At 45.9% G+C, this 17,465-nt stretch carries 17 protein-coding genes and 1 pseudogene; 12 read left to right on the forward strand and 6 right to left on the reverse strand.

Annotation, left to right across the window (positions count from 1 at the left end):
- The 6 genes from CMM32_11475 to CMM32_11500 form a co-directional block, all read left to right on the forward strand.
- A partial coding sequence (locus CMM32_11475; GenBank protein ID MBT07512.1) for an FAD-binding oxidoreductase occupies positions 1 to 188 on the forward strand: 188 nt, incomplete at its 5' end.
- A gap of 9 nt (positions 189 to 197) precedes the next feature.
- Positions 198 to 1,421 (forward strand): glycolate oxidase subunit GlcE, encoded by a 1,224-nt coding sequence (locus tag CMM32_11480; protein ID MBT07513.1) that lies wholly within the window; start codon positions 198 to 200, stop codon positions 1,419 to 1,421.
- Positions 1,422 to 1,442: 21 nt separating this feature from the next.
- Positions 1,443 to 2,732, forward strand: a complete 1,290-nt coding sequence (locus tag CMM32_11485) for a glycolate oxidase iron-sulfur subunit (protein ID MBT07514.1) — start codon at positions 1,443 to 1,445, stop codon at positions 2,730 to 2,732.
- Positions 2,733 to 2,768: 36 nt separating this feature from the next.
- Positions 2,769 to 3,344, forward strand: coding sequence for a hypothetical protein (locus CMM32_11490; protein MBT07515.1), 576 nt, complete (start codon positions 2,769 to 2,771; stop codon positions 3,342 to 3,344).
- A 69-nt stretch (positions 3,345 to 3,413) separates the two neighbouring features.
- Complete coding sequence (locus tag CMM32_11495) at positions 3,414 to 4,031, forward strand: 2-hydroxychromene-2-carboxylate isomerase (protein MBT07516.1); 618 nt, start codon at positions 3,414 to 3,416, stop codon at positions 4,029 to 4,031.
- Positions 4,032 to 4,108: 77 nt separating this feature from the next.
- Positions 4,109 to 5,755, forward strand: coding sequence for a peptide ABC transporter (locus CMM32_11500; protein MBT07517.1), 1,647 nt, complete (start codon positions 4,109 to 4,111; stop codon positions 5,753 to 5,755).
- A gap of 23 nt (positions 5,756 to 5,778) precedes the next feature.
- On the opposite strand, the gene CMM32_11505 is transcribed toward CMM32_11500, so the two are convergent.
- The 3 genes from CMM32_11505 to CMM32_11515 all read right to left on the reverse strand — a co-directional run bounded on the left by CMM32_11505 (position 5,779) and on the right by CMM32_11515 (position 8,953).
- Complete coding sequence (locus CMM32_11505; GenBank protein MBT07518.1) at positions 5,779 to 7,308, reverse strand: EmrB/QacA family drug resistance transporter; 1,530 nt, start codon at positions 7,306 to 7,308, stop codon at positions 5,779 to 5,781.
- Positions 7,309 to 7,394: 86 nt separating this feature from the next.
- Positions 7,395 to 8,510, reverse strand: a complete 1,116-nt coding sequence (locus tag CMM32_11510) for a hypothetical protein (protein ID MBT07519.1) — start codon at positions 8,508 to 8,510, stop codon at positions 7,395 to 7,397.
- Positions 8,507 to 8,953 carry a MarR family transcriptional regulator gene (locus CMM32_11515; protein ID MBT07520.1) on the reverse strand — a complete coding sequence of 149 codons (447 nt, stop codon included), beginning with the start codon at positions 8,951 to 8,953 and terminating at the stop codon, positions 8,507 to 8,509. Before CMM32_11515 ends, CMM32_11510 begins: the two co-directional genes overlap by 4 nt.
- Positions 8,954 to 9,144: 191 nt before the next feature.
- On the opposite strand from CMM32_11515, the gene CMM32_11520 reads away from it, so the two are divergent.
- From CMM32_11520 to CMM32_11535, 4 genes are all read left to right on the forward strand, one after another.
- Positions 9,145 to 10,101, forward strand: a complete 957-nt coding sequence (locus CMM32_11520) for a diguanylate cyclase (protein ID MBT07521.1) — start codon at positions 9,145 to 9,147, stop codon at positions 10,099 to 10,101.
- A 7-nt stretch (positions 10,102 to 10,108) separates the two neighbouring features.
- A complete protein-coding gene (locus CMM32_11525; GenBank protein MBT07522.1) occupies positions 10,109 to 11,020 on the forward strand; it encodes an NAD synthetase in 912 nt (303 codons plus the stop codon).
- A 221-nt stretch (positions 11,021 to 11,241) separates the two neighbouring features.
- Complete coding sequence (locus CMM32_11530) at positions 11,242 to 11,490, forward strand: hypothetical protein (protein ID MBT07523.1); 249 nt, start codon at positions 11,242 to 11,244, stop codon at positions 11,488 to 11,490.
- Positions 11,491 to 11,653: 163 nt separating this feature from the next.
- Positions 11,654 to 13,618 carry a 1-deoxy-D-xylulose-5-phosphate synthase gene (locus CMM32_11535; GenBank protein MBT07524.1) on the forward strand — a complete coding sequence of 655 codons (1,965 nt, stop codon included), beginning with the start codon at positions 11,654 to 11,656 and terminating at the stop codon, positions 13,616 to 13,618.
- Between the two features lie 43 nt (positions 13,619 to 13,661).
- Here the strand turns inward: CMM32_11535 and CMM32_11540 are convergent, their stop codons facing one another.
- The gene (locus tag CMM32_11540) at positions 13,662 to 14,588 is read right to left on the reverse strand and encodes a 4-hydroxy-3-methylbut-2-enyl diphosphate reductase (GenBank protein ID MBT07525.1); all 927 of its coding nucleotides are present in this window, start codon (positions 14,586 to 14,588) and stop codon (positions 13,662 to 13,664) included.
- A 150-nt stretch (positions 14,589 to 14,738) separates the two neighbouring features.
- Here CMM32_11540 and CMM32_11545 point away from each other — a divergent pair, with 150 nt between their 5' ends.
- Both CMM32_11545 and CMM32_11550 read left to right on the forward strand, forming a co-directional pair.
- Positions 14,739 to 15,203 (forward strand): hypothetical protein, encoded by a 465-nt coding sequence (locus tag CMM32_11545; GenBank protein ID MBT07526.1) that lies wholly within the window; start codon positions 14,739 to 14,741, stop codon positions 15,201 to 15,203.
- A 16-nt stretch (positions 15,204 to 15,219) separates the two neighbouring features.
- Entirely contained in the window at positions 15,220 to 16,200 is a 981-nt protein-coding gene (locus tag CMM32_11550) for a hypothetical protein (protein MBT07527.1), read from the forward strand.
- On the opposite strand, the pseudogene CMM32_11555 reads toward CMM32_11550, so the two are convergent.
- A pseudogene (locus tag CMM32_11555) lies at positions 16,197 to 17,002 on the reverse strand (enoyl-CoA hydratase). The gene CMM32_11550 and the pseudogene CMM32_11555 overlap by 4 nt on opposite strands.
- A 232-nt stretch (positions 17,003 to 17,234) precedes the next feature.
- A partial coding sequence (locus CMM32_11560; GenBank protein ID MBT07528.1) for a histidine biosynthesis protein HisIE occupies positions 17,235 to 17,465 on the reverse strand: 231 nt, incomplete at its 5' end.

A 17,465-nucleotide genomic window follows, 5' to 3' on the forward strand; every position in this document is an offset into this window, starting at 1 on the left:
GTGATCTTATGGGCAAAATGTTCAACGATATAGATCTAAAACAACAACAGCGCGTCAAATGTGCCTTTGATCCTGAGAGCTTGCTTAACCCGGGGAAAGTGTTCCCAACGTTGCATCGTTGCTCGGAGTTAGGGCATATGCACGTTCACAAAGGAGACATACCTTTTCCAGACCTACCCCGATTCTAAATTGAATCAATGAGCTCCACCCTTAATCCTTCTAGCCCTGCAGATGTTAAAGAAACCGTGGAATGGGCGCTAAGTTCCGCTACCCCAATGGCAATCGTAGGTAACAACTCCAAGAAGTTGCTAGGCCAGCCAACCAACCTTGATGTCACACTCGACTTATCAAATTTGAAGGGCATCGTAACCTATGAGCCCTCTGAATTGGTGCTGACCGCAAGACCTGGCACTACTCTTAAAGAGGTGCGTGAGACATTGGAAGAACGTGGGCAAGAACTTGCTTTTGAACCTCCCGACTATGGAGCATTCTTCGGAGAAGACAGTGATAGGGCCACGCTCGGAGGCACAATAGCCTGTAATCTATCGGGGCCACGCCGGATTAGGGCNGGNGGTGCNCGAGATCACTTCCTGGGAATGCANGCAGTTAATGGCAGAGCTGAAATCTTCAAAGCTGGTGGGAAGGTAGTTAAAAATGTGACGGGTTACGATTTATGTAAACTCATCGCCGGATCTTATGGAACTCTCGCTCTTCTGACGGAAACAACCTTCAAAGTTCTCCCGAAATCCGAAAAGGTGCGTACAATTCTGATCTCTGGGCTCTCAGACCAATCTGCGTTATCAATTTTTCAGAAGGTCATGGCAGGGCCGACGGAACCTACTGCTCTCGCGCACCTTCCAATGCGTATTGCAAAGCGCTCCAATGTTGACCTGGTTTCCGAAAGCAGTACCTCAATCAGCGCAATTCGCATNGAAGGCCCATCCCCATCTGTACTTCAACGTACTAAGACGTTGCTCCAATACCTTCAACCTTTCGGTCCCACCGAGGAATTACATGGACACAGGTCAGTAATATTGTGGAAAGAGATTGCCGATTTACACCCATTTGTAGGAAACCTCAATTCCACTATCTGGCGAATAATAATACCGCCATCTAACGCTTCTTCTATTACCCAAACACTGTCCGAGACGTTTGATATTTCCTGGTTCTACGACTGGGCCGGTGGTTTAATATGGATAGAATCTGAATTTGAGACAGATGCATTGCATACAGCCATAAGATCAGGTGTGGCTGAGGAAGGTGGTCAAGCCCTAGTAATAAGGAAGGGCAACGACCTAAGCGTATCAGCAGAAGTATTTCAGCCCTTGCCCAAGCCAATCTTCCAACTAAACTACCGAGTAAAACAAGCTTTCGATCCTAACGCGATTTTTAATCCTGGCCGGGTATACACGGGAATCTAGCCCCGATTCTGGAGGTTTAAGTTGGAGACTACTTTTTCACTTACGGACCTAGATGATCCTGACGTTCAGCACGCAAATGACATCTTAAGAAAATGCGTACACTGTGGCTTCTGTACGGCAACATGCCCGACATATGTCCTTTTAGGCGACGAGTTAGACAGCCCACGAGGGCGAATATTCCTTATCAAGGAGATGCTNCAAAAAGAAGGGGCGCCCGGACCCAAAGTTGTCAAACATATTGACCGGTGTCTCTCTTGCCTATCATGTGTTACCACTTGTCCATCCGGTGTAAATTATATGCACCTCATCGACCGGGCAAGAAAGCACATAGAACATACATTCCGTCGACCATTCTCTCATAGAATGCTGCGCTGGTGCCTTACCACCATTTTACCGAACCATAAATTATTCAGCCTGATGGTGCGTATTGCTAATATAGTAAGGCCTATTTCTCTGTTACTACCGCGTAATTTGTCCCGTTTATGGAACCTAATTCCCCAAACCCAAAAAAAAGGCGACGATTGCCCACCCATAGCAACAGCAGGCTACAAACCGAATTCAGAGAAAACTGTTGCGTTGTTGCCTGGCTGCGTTCAAAGAGTTCTCGCTCCCAATATAGATGCAGCTACTACCCGGGTCCTAGCCCGACACAATTGTCAAACTAAAATCATTGGCGGTAGCGGGTGCTGCGGAGCTTTAAGTTACCATATGGGAAAAACCACCCAGGCACTAGAATACGCTCGGGCTAATATAGGCGCCTGGCATCGTGAGCTCAAAGCAGGGAACATAGAATCGATAGTGACCAATACTTCAGGGTGCGGAACGATGATCAAGGACTATGGACATATATTTCGCCACGACCCTTCTTGGGCAGAGAAATCAGCTTTGGTGAGCAGACACTGCCTGGATGTTTCTCAGTTACTTTCCTCTCTCCAAATTTCCCCTACCATGGCAAACCCCGCCACAGTGACTTATCACTCAGCATGCTCGTTGCAACATGGACAGAAACTACATGACGAACCAAAAGCATTGCTGCAAAAGTGTGGTTATAATGTGGTTGACGTCCCTGAAGGCCATCTTTGCTGCGGGTCGGCAGGGACCTACAATATACTGCAACCCAAAATCGCGGATCAATTGCTTCAACGAAAGTTGACCAACATAGCCAAAACCGAGAGCGATATAGTGGCTGCCGGCAATATTGGCTGTATAACCCAACTTCAGAATGGATCAGACAGACCAGTTGTTCACACCGTGGAGTTACTGGATTGGGCTACAGGCGGGCCAAAACCAGCAGGAGTCCCTGACTANTGATAACTCAAAANGAATGATTATCGCATCGGATAACAAATGGAAACTAGTACAAAAATTACAAAGATATTTCTCAGCCTCGCGCTGATCCTAGCACTGATGATGCAACACATATCACTAGGGTTAGCCAACCAGAAAGATGCACGGCTGGACACATTATTCGTGCGTCTGCATGATGCTCAAAACTGGGCCGAAGCAAGGCCCGTAGAAGGTCGTATTTGGAGCATCTGGTTAGAATCAGAAGATGAGAAACTTGACACAATCATGAGGCAAGGGATCTTGGCTATGAATGCTCGCGATTACTCTGGCGCTCTAGAGGCATTCAATGCAGTTATTAGAGAAGCACCAGACTTTGCAGAAGGCTGGAACAAACGCGCTACTCTCTANTGGTTAATGGGTGAACTGCAAAAGTCTATTGATGACATAGAACGTACTTTGGCCCTTGAACCCCGACACTTTGGCGCCCTATCGGGCCTAGGGATGATTCGAAAGAAACAAGAACGTCCCGCCGAAGCCATCCAAGCATACAAGAGAGCCCTCGAAATTTATCCAACTATGCCCAATGCAACTGACCAAATCAAAATTCTAGAAGAGCAATTGGGCAAATCAATATAGAAAAACTGCAAAAAAGTATCTCTGTTGTAAAGGCTACCAAATTTCTCGTTTTTCCTACCATACCCCCAACTGAGAGGTGTTTCTGTGTCCCACTCTGTAGATTATTACTTTGCTGTACCATCCCCCTGGACCTATTTAGCTGGGCCAAGATTCGAAAAGTTAATTAGAAAATATAACCTCGAAGTCAATTGGAAGCCTTATGAAGTACCCCGCGTCTTTGCCTTAACAGGAACAAAACCCGTCCTTCAAAGACCACCACAAATTCAGAAGAATCGACTCAACGAACTGCGGAGGTGGAGAGAATATTTGGATATGCCTCTAAATCTAGAGCCAAAATTTTTCCCAGCTGATGCAACTCCCGCCGCCCATATGCTAATTAGCGCCAAACAAACGGGCCGCGAGATATCAAAATTGGCACACGCCTATATGAGGGCTTACTGGGCAGAAGAGAAAGATATTGCAGATTCTGCAACCCTTGTAGAAATTGCTGATAAGCTAGGGTGGAATGGGAAAATATTATTTGAAAAATCTGGGGAAGCCGCAGTACTTGCAGAATATGAAGAAAATTCGGAAGAGGCTATACAACGAAACGTTTTCGGAACCCCCACTTGGATTTATAAAAATGACCTCTTCTGGGGGCAAGATCGATTAGATTTCTTAAAACGTGCTATAGAGGACGGATCGTGAGTGCAGCGCCAATCAAAGAACTTTGGAGCGTTTCACATCGCCATATTCGTCAAATTTTATGCTTGTTTCTCTTGTATATGGTTTATTGCATATCAGGCGATGANGTTACCGCACAAGACGATCTAAAAATAGGAATTACCCAATTTCCATCTACCTTTCACCCTAGTATTAACTCGATGCTGGCTAAGTCCTACATCGTTAATATGACAAATCGGGCGATAACCACGTACGATCAAGACTGGAAATTAGTCTGCCTACTTTGTGTCACCTTACCCACCATGGAGAATGGCTTAGCCCAAATAGAAACGCTTAGCGACGGAACAGTTGGCGTGGCACTAACATATACTATTCACCCCGAGGCGACTTGGGGAGATGGAACGCCAGTCACATCAAAAGATGCCATTTTCACATGGGAAGCTGGTAGAAATAATGAGAGCGGGTTTGCCTCACTTGAGGGATATCGTCGGATACTATCTGTAGACATAATTGACGAAAAGACATTTGTTTTACATATTGACCGGCTCTCCTATGACTACAACTCGTTAAATAATTTTTATTTGCTCCCTGCTCATCTTGAAGAAGAATCCTTTAGTACGCCGTCTGAATATCGTTATCGCACCCTTTACGATGTAAACCCTACGAACAAGGGCCTATATTTTGGACCCTATAGAATAATCCATATTCAGGAAGGAGCCGAGGTAGTTCTTGCACCTAACCCAACTTGGTTTGGGGAAAAACCATTTTTTTCAAAAATTGTTGTTCGTGTTATAGAAAACACAGCAGCGCTGGAAGCCAATTTGCTTTCTGGCGCTATAGATTATGTGGCGGGCGAACTAGGGTTCAGCATTGAACAAGCCTTAGCGCTCGAAAGACGCAAGGGAGATCAGTATGATGTTCTCTATAAGGCTGGGCTGATCTATGAACATTTAGATTTTAACTTGGACAATCCTATCTTCGCTGATCGTAGAGTTCGGCAAGCACTTTTATATGGCCTCGATAGAGACCTTCTCGTGGCTCAGTTATTCGATGGGCGGCAACCAGTAGCTCATTCCAATATAAACCCCTTGGACCAAATCTACGACAACTCTGTCCCAATTTATAAATTTAATCCGGAAAAAGCTCGGGAACTCTTGGAAGCCGCTGGGTGGTCTAAAATAATTGATGGGATACGCCACAATTCTGCAGGTGAACCACTGCAATTCGTCCTGATGACCACTGCAGGAAATAAATCTCGTGAGTTAGTTCAGCAGGTTTTGCAAAGTCAGTGGATGGAAATAGGCGTCAGTGTATTAATCAGAAATGAGCCCGCAAGGGTGTTTTTTGGAGACACAATGGCGCATAGACTAAACCTAGGCCTCTCCATGTATGCATGGCTAAGCGCACCTGAATCTCTGCCCCGAACTACATTACGATNCGACAATATTCCGACCTCTGACAATGGGTGGTCTGGCCAAAATTACCCAGGGTATGCAAATAAACGAATGGATGACCTCATTGACTCTTTGGAACTCGAACTTGATTTAGATAAGCGTCTTACACTATGGGCAGAATTACAAAGACTTTACGCAGAAGACCTTCCTGCCCTTCCTCTCTTTTTTCGCGCTAACGCGTATTTTTTTCCTAAATGGCTGAAATTTGTTCGACCCACCGGACATATGGCACCAACGACAACATGGGTTGAAGAATGGCGCTATATGTCGAGCACTCCTTCGTCTCAACCATAGCCGCCAGGCATAATAGACGAACTCTAAGCTGCAGAAGTCTTTTTTGGCCCCCGAAATAAAAAAACCATTGGTATGTTTAAGAGGGAAATTATCATTAAAAGCCTAAAATCATTATTAAATGCGATAGTGTTTGCCTGCCTGGTAATTTCAGCGCTTAAAGCTATCATCCCATCAATCGTGGCCATATCCCAAGAATCAGGCATAGATAAAGCCCGTAAACCAGTGTCAAAAGGATGAATACGTCCCGCTATTTCCTCGTGACTGATCTGAGTATTACGTATCAATTGACTAATAACAATTGAGACTCCAATACTACTCCCGATATTTCGAATTAAATTAAATACACCTGTTGCCTCAGTACGTTGCTCTGGTGCCAAAGTAGCAAAGGTCAAAGTATTAGTTGGGACAAAAACTAGTCCCAACCCAAATCCTTGAACTGCACCTATCCACTGTATACTCCAAAATGAAACATTTACCGTAAAATGGCTCTGCTCCCACATAGCATAGGCCATTAAGATGAGCCCAACGACTATTAAGCGTCGCCCATCAATCTTNTCTAAGAGCTTAGCACTGACCATCATAGCGGCCATAGCGCCGGCACCTCGTGGGATCAGCACATTACCGCTTGTTATCACGGGATAATCCAACAGGTTTTGAAGGAAGGGCGGCATCAATGCAATCCCTGTTAACAATAAGAGCCCAAATATGAAAACAAACCAGACTCCCGCGGCAAAATTTCGATCTCGGAACAAGGTTAAATCTATAAACGGGTGCTTGGACAAATAAGAATTAACAATAAAGACATACAAACAACCAATAGCTAGGCCCAACTCGATTAAGATTTCCGTTGAGGAAAACCAATCCAGATGTTCTCCGCGATCTAACATAACCTGAAAAGCGGCGACACCTACGCTAAGCGAAGTAAAGCCAATAATATCAAATGGTCTCTTGCTCTTGCCCACTTCTGGNACAAAGGCACGGATTCCCATAAATGCCAATATTCCCAATGGTAAATTGATATAAAAAATCCAAGGCCACCCATGCATCTCGGTAATATAGCCCCCCAACGAAGGCCCAATTATNGGGCCAATCATCATGCCTACTGACCACATACCCATGGCAAAGCCGTGTCTACTGCGGGGGAAAACATCCANTAAAATGGCATGCGATAGGGGGATTATCGGTGCGCCCATAGCCCCCTGGGAAATTCGCCAAAATACTAATTCCTCCAAGGAAGAAGACTGNCCACATGCCATAGAGGCTGCCGTGAANCCCGCGACCGAAANCAGNATCAGCCTTCGTCGGCCAAATTGTGCGGNCATCCAACCAACTGTTGGCGTCACTATTGCAGTTGCTACTACATAAGAGGTTAAAACCCATGATATTTGATCNGGAGTCGCCGACAAGTTACCCTGCATTCGAGGTATAGCTACCGCAGCAATGGTAATATCTATAACTTGCATTATAGTGGCGAGCAGAACAGCCGCCATCACCCAACCCCTCCGGACCGAAGGACCAACTGCAGCAGAACTTAGGAGACCTGAGCTATTCATTTCTAATTGCGCCCAAACATACTTAGATTTGTACCCACAATTTTAGCCATTTTTGTTACTACGCATTCCCCTAACGCGATACAGTTTTAGGGTGTCAAATTTTCTTTTCCCAAGCGTGCTAACGCTCGAGTTATAAAGTCGGGGACCTCCCGCTTATGCTCGGTATCAATCGAGACTATGACGCTCATGCCTGCTCTTAACGGAGGTTCCTCAATACTATCAAGGAACATTAATCGCACTGGCACTCTCTGAACCACCTTAACCCAATTGCCGGTGGCATTTTGAGCTGGCAAGATAGAAAATTCCGAACCGGTCGCAGCCCCTATACTGCTTACTAAAGCCCTCCAAACAACATTGGGATAAGCGTCCACCTCTATAGTAGCCGCCTGACCCACCTTAACGTGCGTCAATTTAGTTTCTTTTAAATTTGCATCTACCCAGGCATCACCACTTCCCACTATTCCAAACAAAGGCTGCCCTGCAGTNACATATTCCCCAACCTGCAACCCTATATTGGTCACCGTNCCGCTGGTAGGAGCAAGAATTTTTGTTCGATCTAGTTCATACTCAGCACGCTCTTTTTCTGCCCAAGCTTCTAAATATTTAGGATGCTGCTCAACTGGTAAATCAGGATCATCACCTAAACGAGCCAAGGCCTGTGATATCCGTTCATCACTTTGCCTCAATAATTTTTCAGCGATCTCCAACTCATGACGAGCATGATCAACAGAAACGGCTGAAACAACCCCTTTATCCAGTAACGACTGCTGCCTGTCGAGCTCTCCTCTTAAGTAAGAAACCTGTTTAAGGGCTACTTCTTTACTGGCAATCTCCTCTCTATACTGGGCTTTTGCGGCTCGAATATCTCGCGAAACAACGGCCACAGCAGCTTTTGTCCGTGCAACAGAAATGAGATACGGGTCATCTTCTATCCGTATGAGAGTGTCGCCACCAACCACCGGTGTATTTTCTCCAACATGCACTTCGCTTAGAGGACCCGAGATCTCCGCGCTGATCAAAATTTTATCTGCTTTGATATACGCGTTGTCCGTAGTTACTATTCGACCTCCTGTTGCATATATATAGCCCCCAACTACGAACACCACAACGGGACCTAAAAGCATCAAAGAAGTCTTTAATAGGAAGAAAATTAATCTCCTGGAGACACCCAGAGCATAACCGATTAATCTCAATATGTTCATACGTTCCCAGCCTTCAACAAATTTTTCTTCACCAGCTGGAGCTGCTCAATTAATTTATCCTGATCGTCTTCAGACAACCCATCCAACGCCTCCCGCCTAACAGTCAGCGCAACCTTCCTCAACTCCGAGAGAATAGGTTTCGCTTTCTCCGTCAAAAATAACCTCCTGGCTCTTTTGTCATTTGGATCCGGCCGACGCTCAACCCAATCGTCGGTACTCAACCGCTCCAATAAACGAGCTAAAGTAATGGGTTTTATTTCTAAAATATCAGCGAGTTCAGATTGCTTTACACCCTCGTTGCGGCTTAGGTGAGCCAAGACCCGCCACTGAGCCCGTGTAAGTCCGATAGCGCGGGCATGATGGTCAAAGCTGATCCGCATCAGCCGAGACACATCATGTATTAAAAAGCCAAAGCTCCGCTTGAGCTCCTCAGGAAATAGCATGAGCCTGAATCCATAAGAAATATTAGGAAGCTCGCTTATAGAGTGTTAGCTTATCATAAGCAAGCTTATTATAAGCTAACATATAATATCTGAAACCCTAAATAATTGCTACTCTTTCCGAATACCCATAATGTTTCGCTTCAGACAAAAATCAGACCAAACAGGACACAAGCCATAGAACAGGCAGCTTTATGACCTACTATTTCCTACGTCGACTAAGCCAAACTTTCATCGTACTGCTAGCAATGTCCTTTATTATTTATTCCCTTATAGGACTCATGCCTGGCGACCCAATCGATATTATGGTTCAATCAGACCCGAACTTGACTACCGAAGATGCAGCTAGACTTAAAGCTAGCTATGGCCTCGATCAGCCTCTCATTGATAGATATTGGAAATGGTTAAATTCCGCCGCTAAAGCCGAATTTGGCTATTCGAGAATTCATAACAAACCCGTTGTTGAGATTTTAATCCCTCGCCTTTCTAATACGTTACTACTAATGGGAAGCAGTCTAATTTTGGCATTAGCTTTTGCTATTCCCATGGGTATATGGGCGGCCATCCGCCCACGTTCACACATAGATTTTTTAATAAATTTAATTGCCTTAGGGGGAACATCTATTCCTATCTTTTGGCTTGGGCTACTTCTAATAGTCGTTTTCTCGGTCTGGCTTGGGGTGCTGCCCGCATCGGCAATGTATGAGCAAGGTTCGGATACTCTTGACCGAATCAAACACTTAATGTTGCCGGTGCTCGCGCTTGCTCTCGCCACAATTGGACAATTAACCAGACATATGAGAGCAGCGATGATTGAGGTTTTGCGAGAAGACTATATCCGAACAGCCCGCGCCAAGGGACTAAGGAATAGAAAAATAATTATTCACCATGCCCTCCCCAATGCAATGATGCCTGTCATAACCGTGATAACACTCAGCTTTGGAGGCCTGTTTTCTGGGGCATTAATCACCGAGACAATGTTTTCATACTTGGGAACAGGGAAGCTTATATTCGACTCAATTATGGGAAATGATTATAATATGGCCCTAGTAGGTCTTCTCTTTGCCACCATTTTGGTGCTTTTTAGTAACTTGATAGCAGACCTGCTGTATGCCCGGCTTGACCCAAGAGTTCGCTATGATCGAAGGTAGCCAGGACATGCTGAAGACTCTTTTTCTCAGTAAAAATCATGGAAAACGTAGGCTCAACAATTGGGACTTTCTTCTCACAATATTCAGTGGCCTTATATTAGCGCTCATAGTAGGGCTAAGCTTGTTGGCTCCCCTTCTCGAGCATCTTATGGTTGGCGAAGCATCTAAGATAGACCTCTTTAATCGCCACAAGGGACCTTCACTAAGGCATCTTCTTGGTACCGATGAACTTGGAAGAGACTTACTGCTACGTCTACTCTATGCAGGACGTATTTCATTGCTCGTAGGAACGATAAGTGCTCTGTTGACCGCTCTTATAGGGGTAATCATTGGAGTTTCCGCCGGTTATTACGGAGGCTGGATAGATTCAGTCTTAATGAGATTTACCGATAGCATCATCGCACTTCCTCTTTTACCGCTGCTAATAGTATTAGCCGCTACTGACCTCACAAAGCTTGGGCTACCTCAAAGCCTGGGAAATGCCCCCGAAGCGGCCCTCTATCGCATAATTTTTATTATTTCCTTGGTGGGTTGGACTACTGTTGCCCGTCTAACACGCGCATCTGTAATATCGCTACGAGAACAAGAATTCGTTTTAGCAGCAAAAAGCCATGGAGCGAGCACTCTACGAGTCATGTTTGGACATATTCTTCCTAACTCGATCTCTCCCATCCTGGTAGCAACAACCTTAACTGTGGGAAACGTTATATTATTAGAATCTGTTTTAAGCTTTCTTGGACTTGGAATTCAGCCGCCGACCCCCACATGGGGCAATATGCTAACTAACGCACAGGATGTGATTTTTGAGACCCCAATGGCCGCTGTATGGCCTGGATTGCTGATTTTCTTGACAGTTATTTCCATCAATTTTCTAGGAGATAGCGCAAAAAATACATTGGATCCCAAGAATTTAAGCTAAATTCCCTCAAAGAAACGCGAAATCCATTCGAGTTAACTGAACAGGCTGCCCCACCGTATACTGCCAGCAACGCTGCCATTAACCCACAATTTATACCAATTCCACAAAGTAGTGTATTTCAGTTTTATTACTGTGTAGTTTGTATGAACCTTATCTCAACAGCCAACCCTTTGAAGGGCACAATGAAAAATAATTCACGTGCTGCCACCCAGACCAAAGAATTGGGTAGTACCCAAGAAGGGGCACCGCCCACCCAGACCCAAAAACGCTGGCTCTCTAGGGGTCTTAGCCAACCCGGTGGAAAACTTCCACTATTTGATGAGAATGGGACAAAAATCCAAAAGCGGACTATCACTAGCTGTATTAAACGTGGTTGGGCAGAGCCCTGGTTTTCTAATCCACTTAAGCCCGACTGGCTGGTATGTCGACTTACCAAAGCGGGTAGAAAAAATTTCGAAACGCTCGATTAAACTAAAATATACTCCGGGAACGAACACAAGTAGTTTCTTGAATACACTGCTAAAGGTCGCGTTTAGCGCGCAAAGTTTAAAGAAACCTAGGTCGCAAGTTTTTGAGATTACTGATATGCTCACCAAGACCAAAACGTCTGATTAATTGTGTTTCTGGAGGCCTATTATTACCAACAACAAATCCAAACCGCTCCTAGACCAAATTGCGAGACCATCTGATCTCCGGCTCCTGGAAGAGAAGAAGCTCCAACAATTGTCCAATGAACTTAGAGACGAGCTAATAGAGGTCGTGTCTCAGACGGGAGGACATCTTGGAGCTGGCCTGGGCGTAGTGGAATTGACGATTGCACTACACTACGTGTTTAACACTCCCGAAGACCTCTTAGTTTGGGATGTTGGCCACCAAGCCTATCCTCACAAAATTTTGACTGGACGGAGAAACAAGATGGCCACCTTACGAAAATGGGGGGGACTTTACGGCTTCACGAAACGTAGTGAGAGCCCCTACGACCCTTTTGGTGCAGCCCACTCTTCTACCTCCATATCAGCGACGCTAGGAATGGCAGTAGCCCGGGATCTAGATAATAAAGACCACAACGTTGTTGCAGTCATAGGCGATGGAGCCATGAGCGCAGGGATGGCATACGAAGCTATGAATAACGCTGGCCACTTAGGAAACCGTCTCATTGTCATACTGAATGATAATGACATGTCCATAGCTCCACCCGTAGGGGCTATGAGTGCATACTTATCCCGCCTAATTTCCTCTAAATCGTACAGAAGCTTACGACACGTTGCCACCCAAGTCGCAATGAAATTTCCGCGGCCCCTAGCAAAAGGGTTTCAAAAAGCCGAAGAATATGCACGCGGCATGATTACCGGGGGCACACTATTTGAGGAGCTAGGGTTTTATTATGTTGGACCAATAGATGGGCATAACATAGACCATTTACTTCCAGTGTTACGCAATGTCCGGGATGCCGAAAGTGGCGGGCCAGTTCTTATCCACGTCGTCACCCGCAAGGGGAACGGATACCCACCAGCTGAAAAAGCCGCTGATAAATTTCATGGCGTTGGCAAGTTTAATGTAGTTACTGGTGATCAACCGAAAAAAATAAGTAATGCGCCTAGCTATACTTCCGTATTCTCGAACTCCCTGATAAAGGAAGCCAAGATTGATCCAAAAATCATTGCCATTACGGCCGCAATGCCATCCGGGACTGGTATTGATAAATTCAACGAGGTATTTCCAGACCGGACCTTCGATGTGGGAATTGCCGAACAACATGCGGTAACGTTTGCGGCCGGGTTAGCCACACAGGGCTATAAGCCCTTTGTTGCGATTTATTCCACTTTTCTTCAACGTGCATATGACCAAGTAGTGCACGACGTAGCTCTACAATCCCTACCTGTACGATTTGCTATTGATCGGGCAGGCCTTGTAGGAGCAGACGGACCGACCCATGCGGGCTCATATGACATAACCTATTTATCCGCCCTTCCTAATTTCTGTATCATGGCGGCCTCAGACGAAGCCGAGCTAACCGATATGGTGGCTACAGCGGTGACAATAAATGATTACCCGGTGGCAATTCGATATCCTCGTGGCGAAGGAGTGGGAGTAGAAGTACCAGATAAAGGAAGAGTCCTTCAAATTGGGAAAGGTATATGCCACCGAGAAGGGTCACATGTAGCCATACTATGCCTCGGGGGAAGGCTTCAGGAATGTTTGATGGCCGCGGATGAATTGACGACCCGGGGATGGAGCTCGACGGTCGCGAACGCTCGTTTTGCGAAACCCCTAGACGAGGACTTAATTAAACAACTGGCATCCAACCATGAAGTGCTTATTACTGTAGAGGAAGGTGCAATAGGGGGCTTTGCAAGCCATGTATCCCATTTTCTGGCAATTAACGGCTTTCTTGAAAAAGGCCTTAAGCTCCGCCCCATGATATTGCCTGACCGATTTATTTCTCATGGCACACCGAAAGAGATGTATACGGATGCTGCTATCTCGGCCAGTGACATCGTAAAAACGGCTCTAGTTGCTCTCAATCAAAGTGCGGAAAATATAATTATTGAGGAACCTGCACAAAAGGTGAGCACAAACAGCGGCACTCACCTCTAGATTAAAACGGCCTCAGAAAACCACCAACTCACTACATCGTAACTTAAAGTTCACTCAACTCTGAAGGCAACTTAAATTCGACTCGCTCAACAATACCCTCTAGCGTTCGGACATCAATGGGATTCGCCCTACAGAGATACATAACAACCTCTTGCACCAAATTTTCGGGAGCTGAAGCCCCTGCCGTGATACCCACCGTAGCAATGCCCTCCAACCAGGTGGATTGGATACAGTCAGCATTATGTATCAGGTAAGTGGGCACCGACATCTCCAGACCTATATCACGCAGTCTGTTGGAATTAGAACTAGTCTCGTCTCCAACTACTAATATGAGATCACATTGCTCAGCCAACACTCTAACGGCATTCTGTCTATTTTGAGTTGCATAGCAAATATCCCTCAGGTCTGGACCGATAATATCACTAAACCGCCGATGCAACTCTTTGATTATCTCTCTAGTATCATCCACGCTGAGAGTCGTTTGGGTTACGTACGCATATGCACCAGACTCATCTAGAGGCAGCGCGGCAACCTCCTCAACCGAAGAAACCAAAACCACACCCTCCTCTACTCGACCACTAGTGCCTTCCACCTCGGGATGCCCTCTATGCCCAATTAGAATAACCTTTCTCCCCTTGGCCGAAAATTTTTGAGCCTCCTTATGAACCTTCTCAACTAATGGGCACGTAGCATCAATAACCGAAAGACCGCGTATTTTTGCATCTTCCTCAACCCTAGCAGAAACACCGTGTGCGCTAAAAATTGTATGTGCACCTGCTGGTACTTGCGATAGCTCATCAACAAATATCGCCCCCTTAGCACCAAGCTCCTCCACGACCCTCCGATTGTGAACGATTTCATGTCGCACATAAATGGGTGCCCCGTACAACTTGAGAGCACCCTCAACAATACGAATAGCTCTCTCCACTCCTGCGCAAAAGCCTCTAGGCTGAGCTAAAATAACTTGCATGGACCCGCACCTAAACCCTAATCTAAACGCCTTCAATGCCTTGAGCGTGAATTATAATCTGTAACCAACAATTAAGTCCAACAATACAAACTATTATCATTGAGAATCCAGCCTTTAATATTGAACGACATTTCTTAAGAAGAGGGAAACATGGCTAGAAAGAATTCAATAATTGGCACAATTCTGGCACTTGTTCTGTTCATACCAGGTTCACCAAATCCGCAAGCGGCCGATGAGGCTAAAGACATCATTAAATTCCGCCAGAATGTGATGAAAGGAGTTGGCGCCCACATAAATAACATAGCTGCTGTGGCCAAAGGAAAAATAACGTTCCAAGGCAACCTTATCTCTGATGCACAAGGAATAGTAAATGGGTTAGCAACGACGGGCGACCTGTTTCCCGACGGGACAGACGGCGGAAAAACTAATGCATTGAGTTCCATATGGGAGGATCGTTCAGGTTTCGAAAAGGCATTGAGAGAGTCCAGTGAGCGAGCTGGACAACTTTTAGAAGTGATCCAGGGCTCCAATGATATTAAAGAAATTGGTACAGCTCTGGGAGCTCTGGGAAAATCATGTGGTAAATGTCATGAACCTTATAGGAAGAAGATGTAAATCCCACCTAGAGAATATGAGGGCAACGACATATATTCCTCATTTCCCCAAGTTAATAGTGTGCGGCATAATTTTTGCTACCTGCAATAGTTTTACTACTGGGAATGTATTTGCAAACGAAATAACGAAAGATGATAACTCTATTGCTCGGGGAGCCTACATAGCTCGGACTAGCAACTGCATTTCGTGTCATACTGATGTAAAGGACGGCAGTCCCCTTTTGGGAGGAGGACGGCCAATTACGACCAAATTTGGCATATTTTTTACCCCTAACATCACTGCCGACCCTATTACTGGGATTGGACAATGGAATCTTGAGGACTTTCGTAATGCCCTGACCCAAGGCGTATCCCCGCAAGAAGAGTATTACTACCCTGTATTTCCATACACATCGTTTAACGCTATGTCCACAACCGATATAGAGGATTTATGGAGATATTTGGAGAGCGTACCTACAGCTAAAACAGTAAACCGAAAACACCAAATTAAATTCCCTTTCTCCCTTTCTCTTGTCCCCCGTTTATGGAGAAAGACATTTTTCCGACACAAACCCTTCCACTTTAACCCCAAAGAATCACTACGCTGGAACAGAGGGAGTTATCTTGTGGAAGTTCTTGGACACTGTCACGAGTGCCATAGCCCCAGAAACTTTATAGGAGCGATTATCAAAAAAGAGGCTTACTCGGGAGCCAAGCATCCAACCGAGAACAGCTATATCCCAAATATCACTCCCGACCCGACGTCCGGAATTGGTCATTGGGATGAAGATGACATATCTTGGTTTCTCGAAACAGGCTTTCTACCTGACGGAGACGTTACCACCGGGGTGATGGCTGAGATTGTCGAGACCTCTACCAGCCAACTCACCATGAGCGACCGCGAGGCTATAGCCATTTTTCTCAAATCACTACCTCCTATAGAAAACCTTTCCCTAGAAAGAAAAATGAAGAACGCAGAGGAAGGTTGGCAATCGAATGCTCTACACAACAACAATTAACCAAAGAATTGCCTGTCAAGCCAAGGCTCAGTTGAACTTTGAGGATCTCGTTTTGCCTTACGTGAAGCTATACCCTCTAGAACATCTGGGCCGGAGAAGCCCAACATCGCAAGGGCAGTTGACGAGTCAAATTTGGGGCGCGCCATTCGCAACCAGCTATCAATGGTGTGCTTAGTTCATTGCATAGCCGTAGCGGATCCATGTGCAGGTTTGGCGCCAACCTCGAGTGATTTTTCTTCGAGCTTAGCATCCTCAACACAGAGAGAAATAAGCCCTATCCGCTCCGCCTCCTCCCCCGCAATAGTTTCACATTGCATCAAATAATACTTTGCCTTTGCCATTCCACACAATAATGGCCAAATGATTGCTGCGTGGTGGCCCACAACCACGCCCAAACAGGTACACCCATCAATAATTTTGGAGGATCTACTTGTTACAGAAATATCACAAAGCAAATTTACCGCCAGACCGGCACCCACTGCAGGCCCACGGATACAAAAAATGGTGGCTACCTGGAATATTCTTGCACGAGCATCAAAGCGCGCCGCGCTCCACTCCACTCCACTAAACCAAAATCGCCACCCGCTGAAAAGGCCTTCCCGGCACCGATAACCAGCAATGCCCTGCTATTCTCATCTTCACCAACAACGGGCCAAACTTGCAATAGCTCCCTATGCATATCAACCGAAACAGAATCAAGCGTGTCCGGTCTATTGAGTGTTATACGTAAAATACCATCCAAAGGCCGATCAAATTGAAGTGCCTTAAACTCTTTATAAGGGCTCAAAGAGGGGAAGTGCATAGCGCTCCGCCACCTAATCTTTAGATCACACCAATGATGAGTGGTGGGTTAGTGCCGGCATCACCCATATAGCGTAACACCAAACGACAGGCCTCCCTCACAGATACCGAAGGGGTGCCATGCATCCCAGCGGGCACCCCTTCAATATACCGACTCCCCACTTTTACCAGCAGAGAACCTAAGCCTTCTGGACCTCCAGAACCTCGCAGTCCTAGTTAATCCCCATTCCGGCCTATCTCTTACGCCCACCTGTGCGCCGAGCGGCGCCTCTACGGGCGGTTTTCCTCGCAGTAGTCTTCCGCTTAGTAGTCTTCTTCGCAGTCTTCCGCTTAGTAGCCTTCTTCGCAGTCTTCCGCTTAGTAGTCTTCTTCGCAGTCTTCCGCTTAGTAGTCTTCTTCGCAGTCTTCCGCTTGATAGTCTTTCTTGCGGTCTTCCGCTTAGTAGTCTTCTTCGCAGTCTTCCG

It is taken from the genome of Rhodospirillaceae bacterium (assembly GCA_002728255.1).
Lineage (GTDB): Bacteria > Pseudomonadota > Alphaproteobacteria > UBA7887 > UBA7887.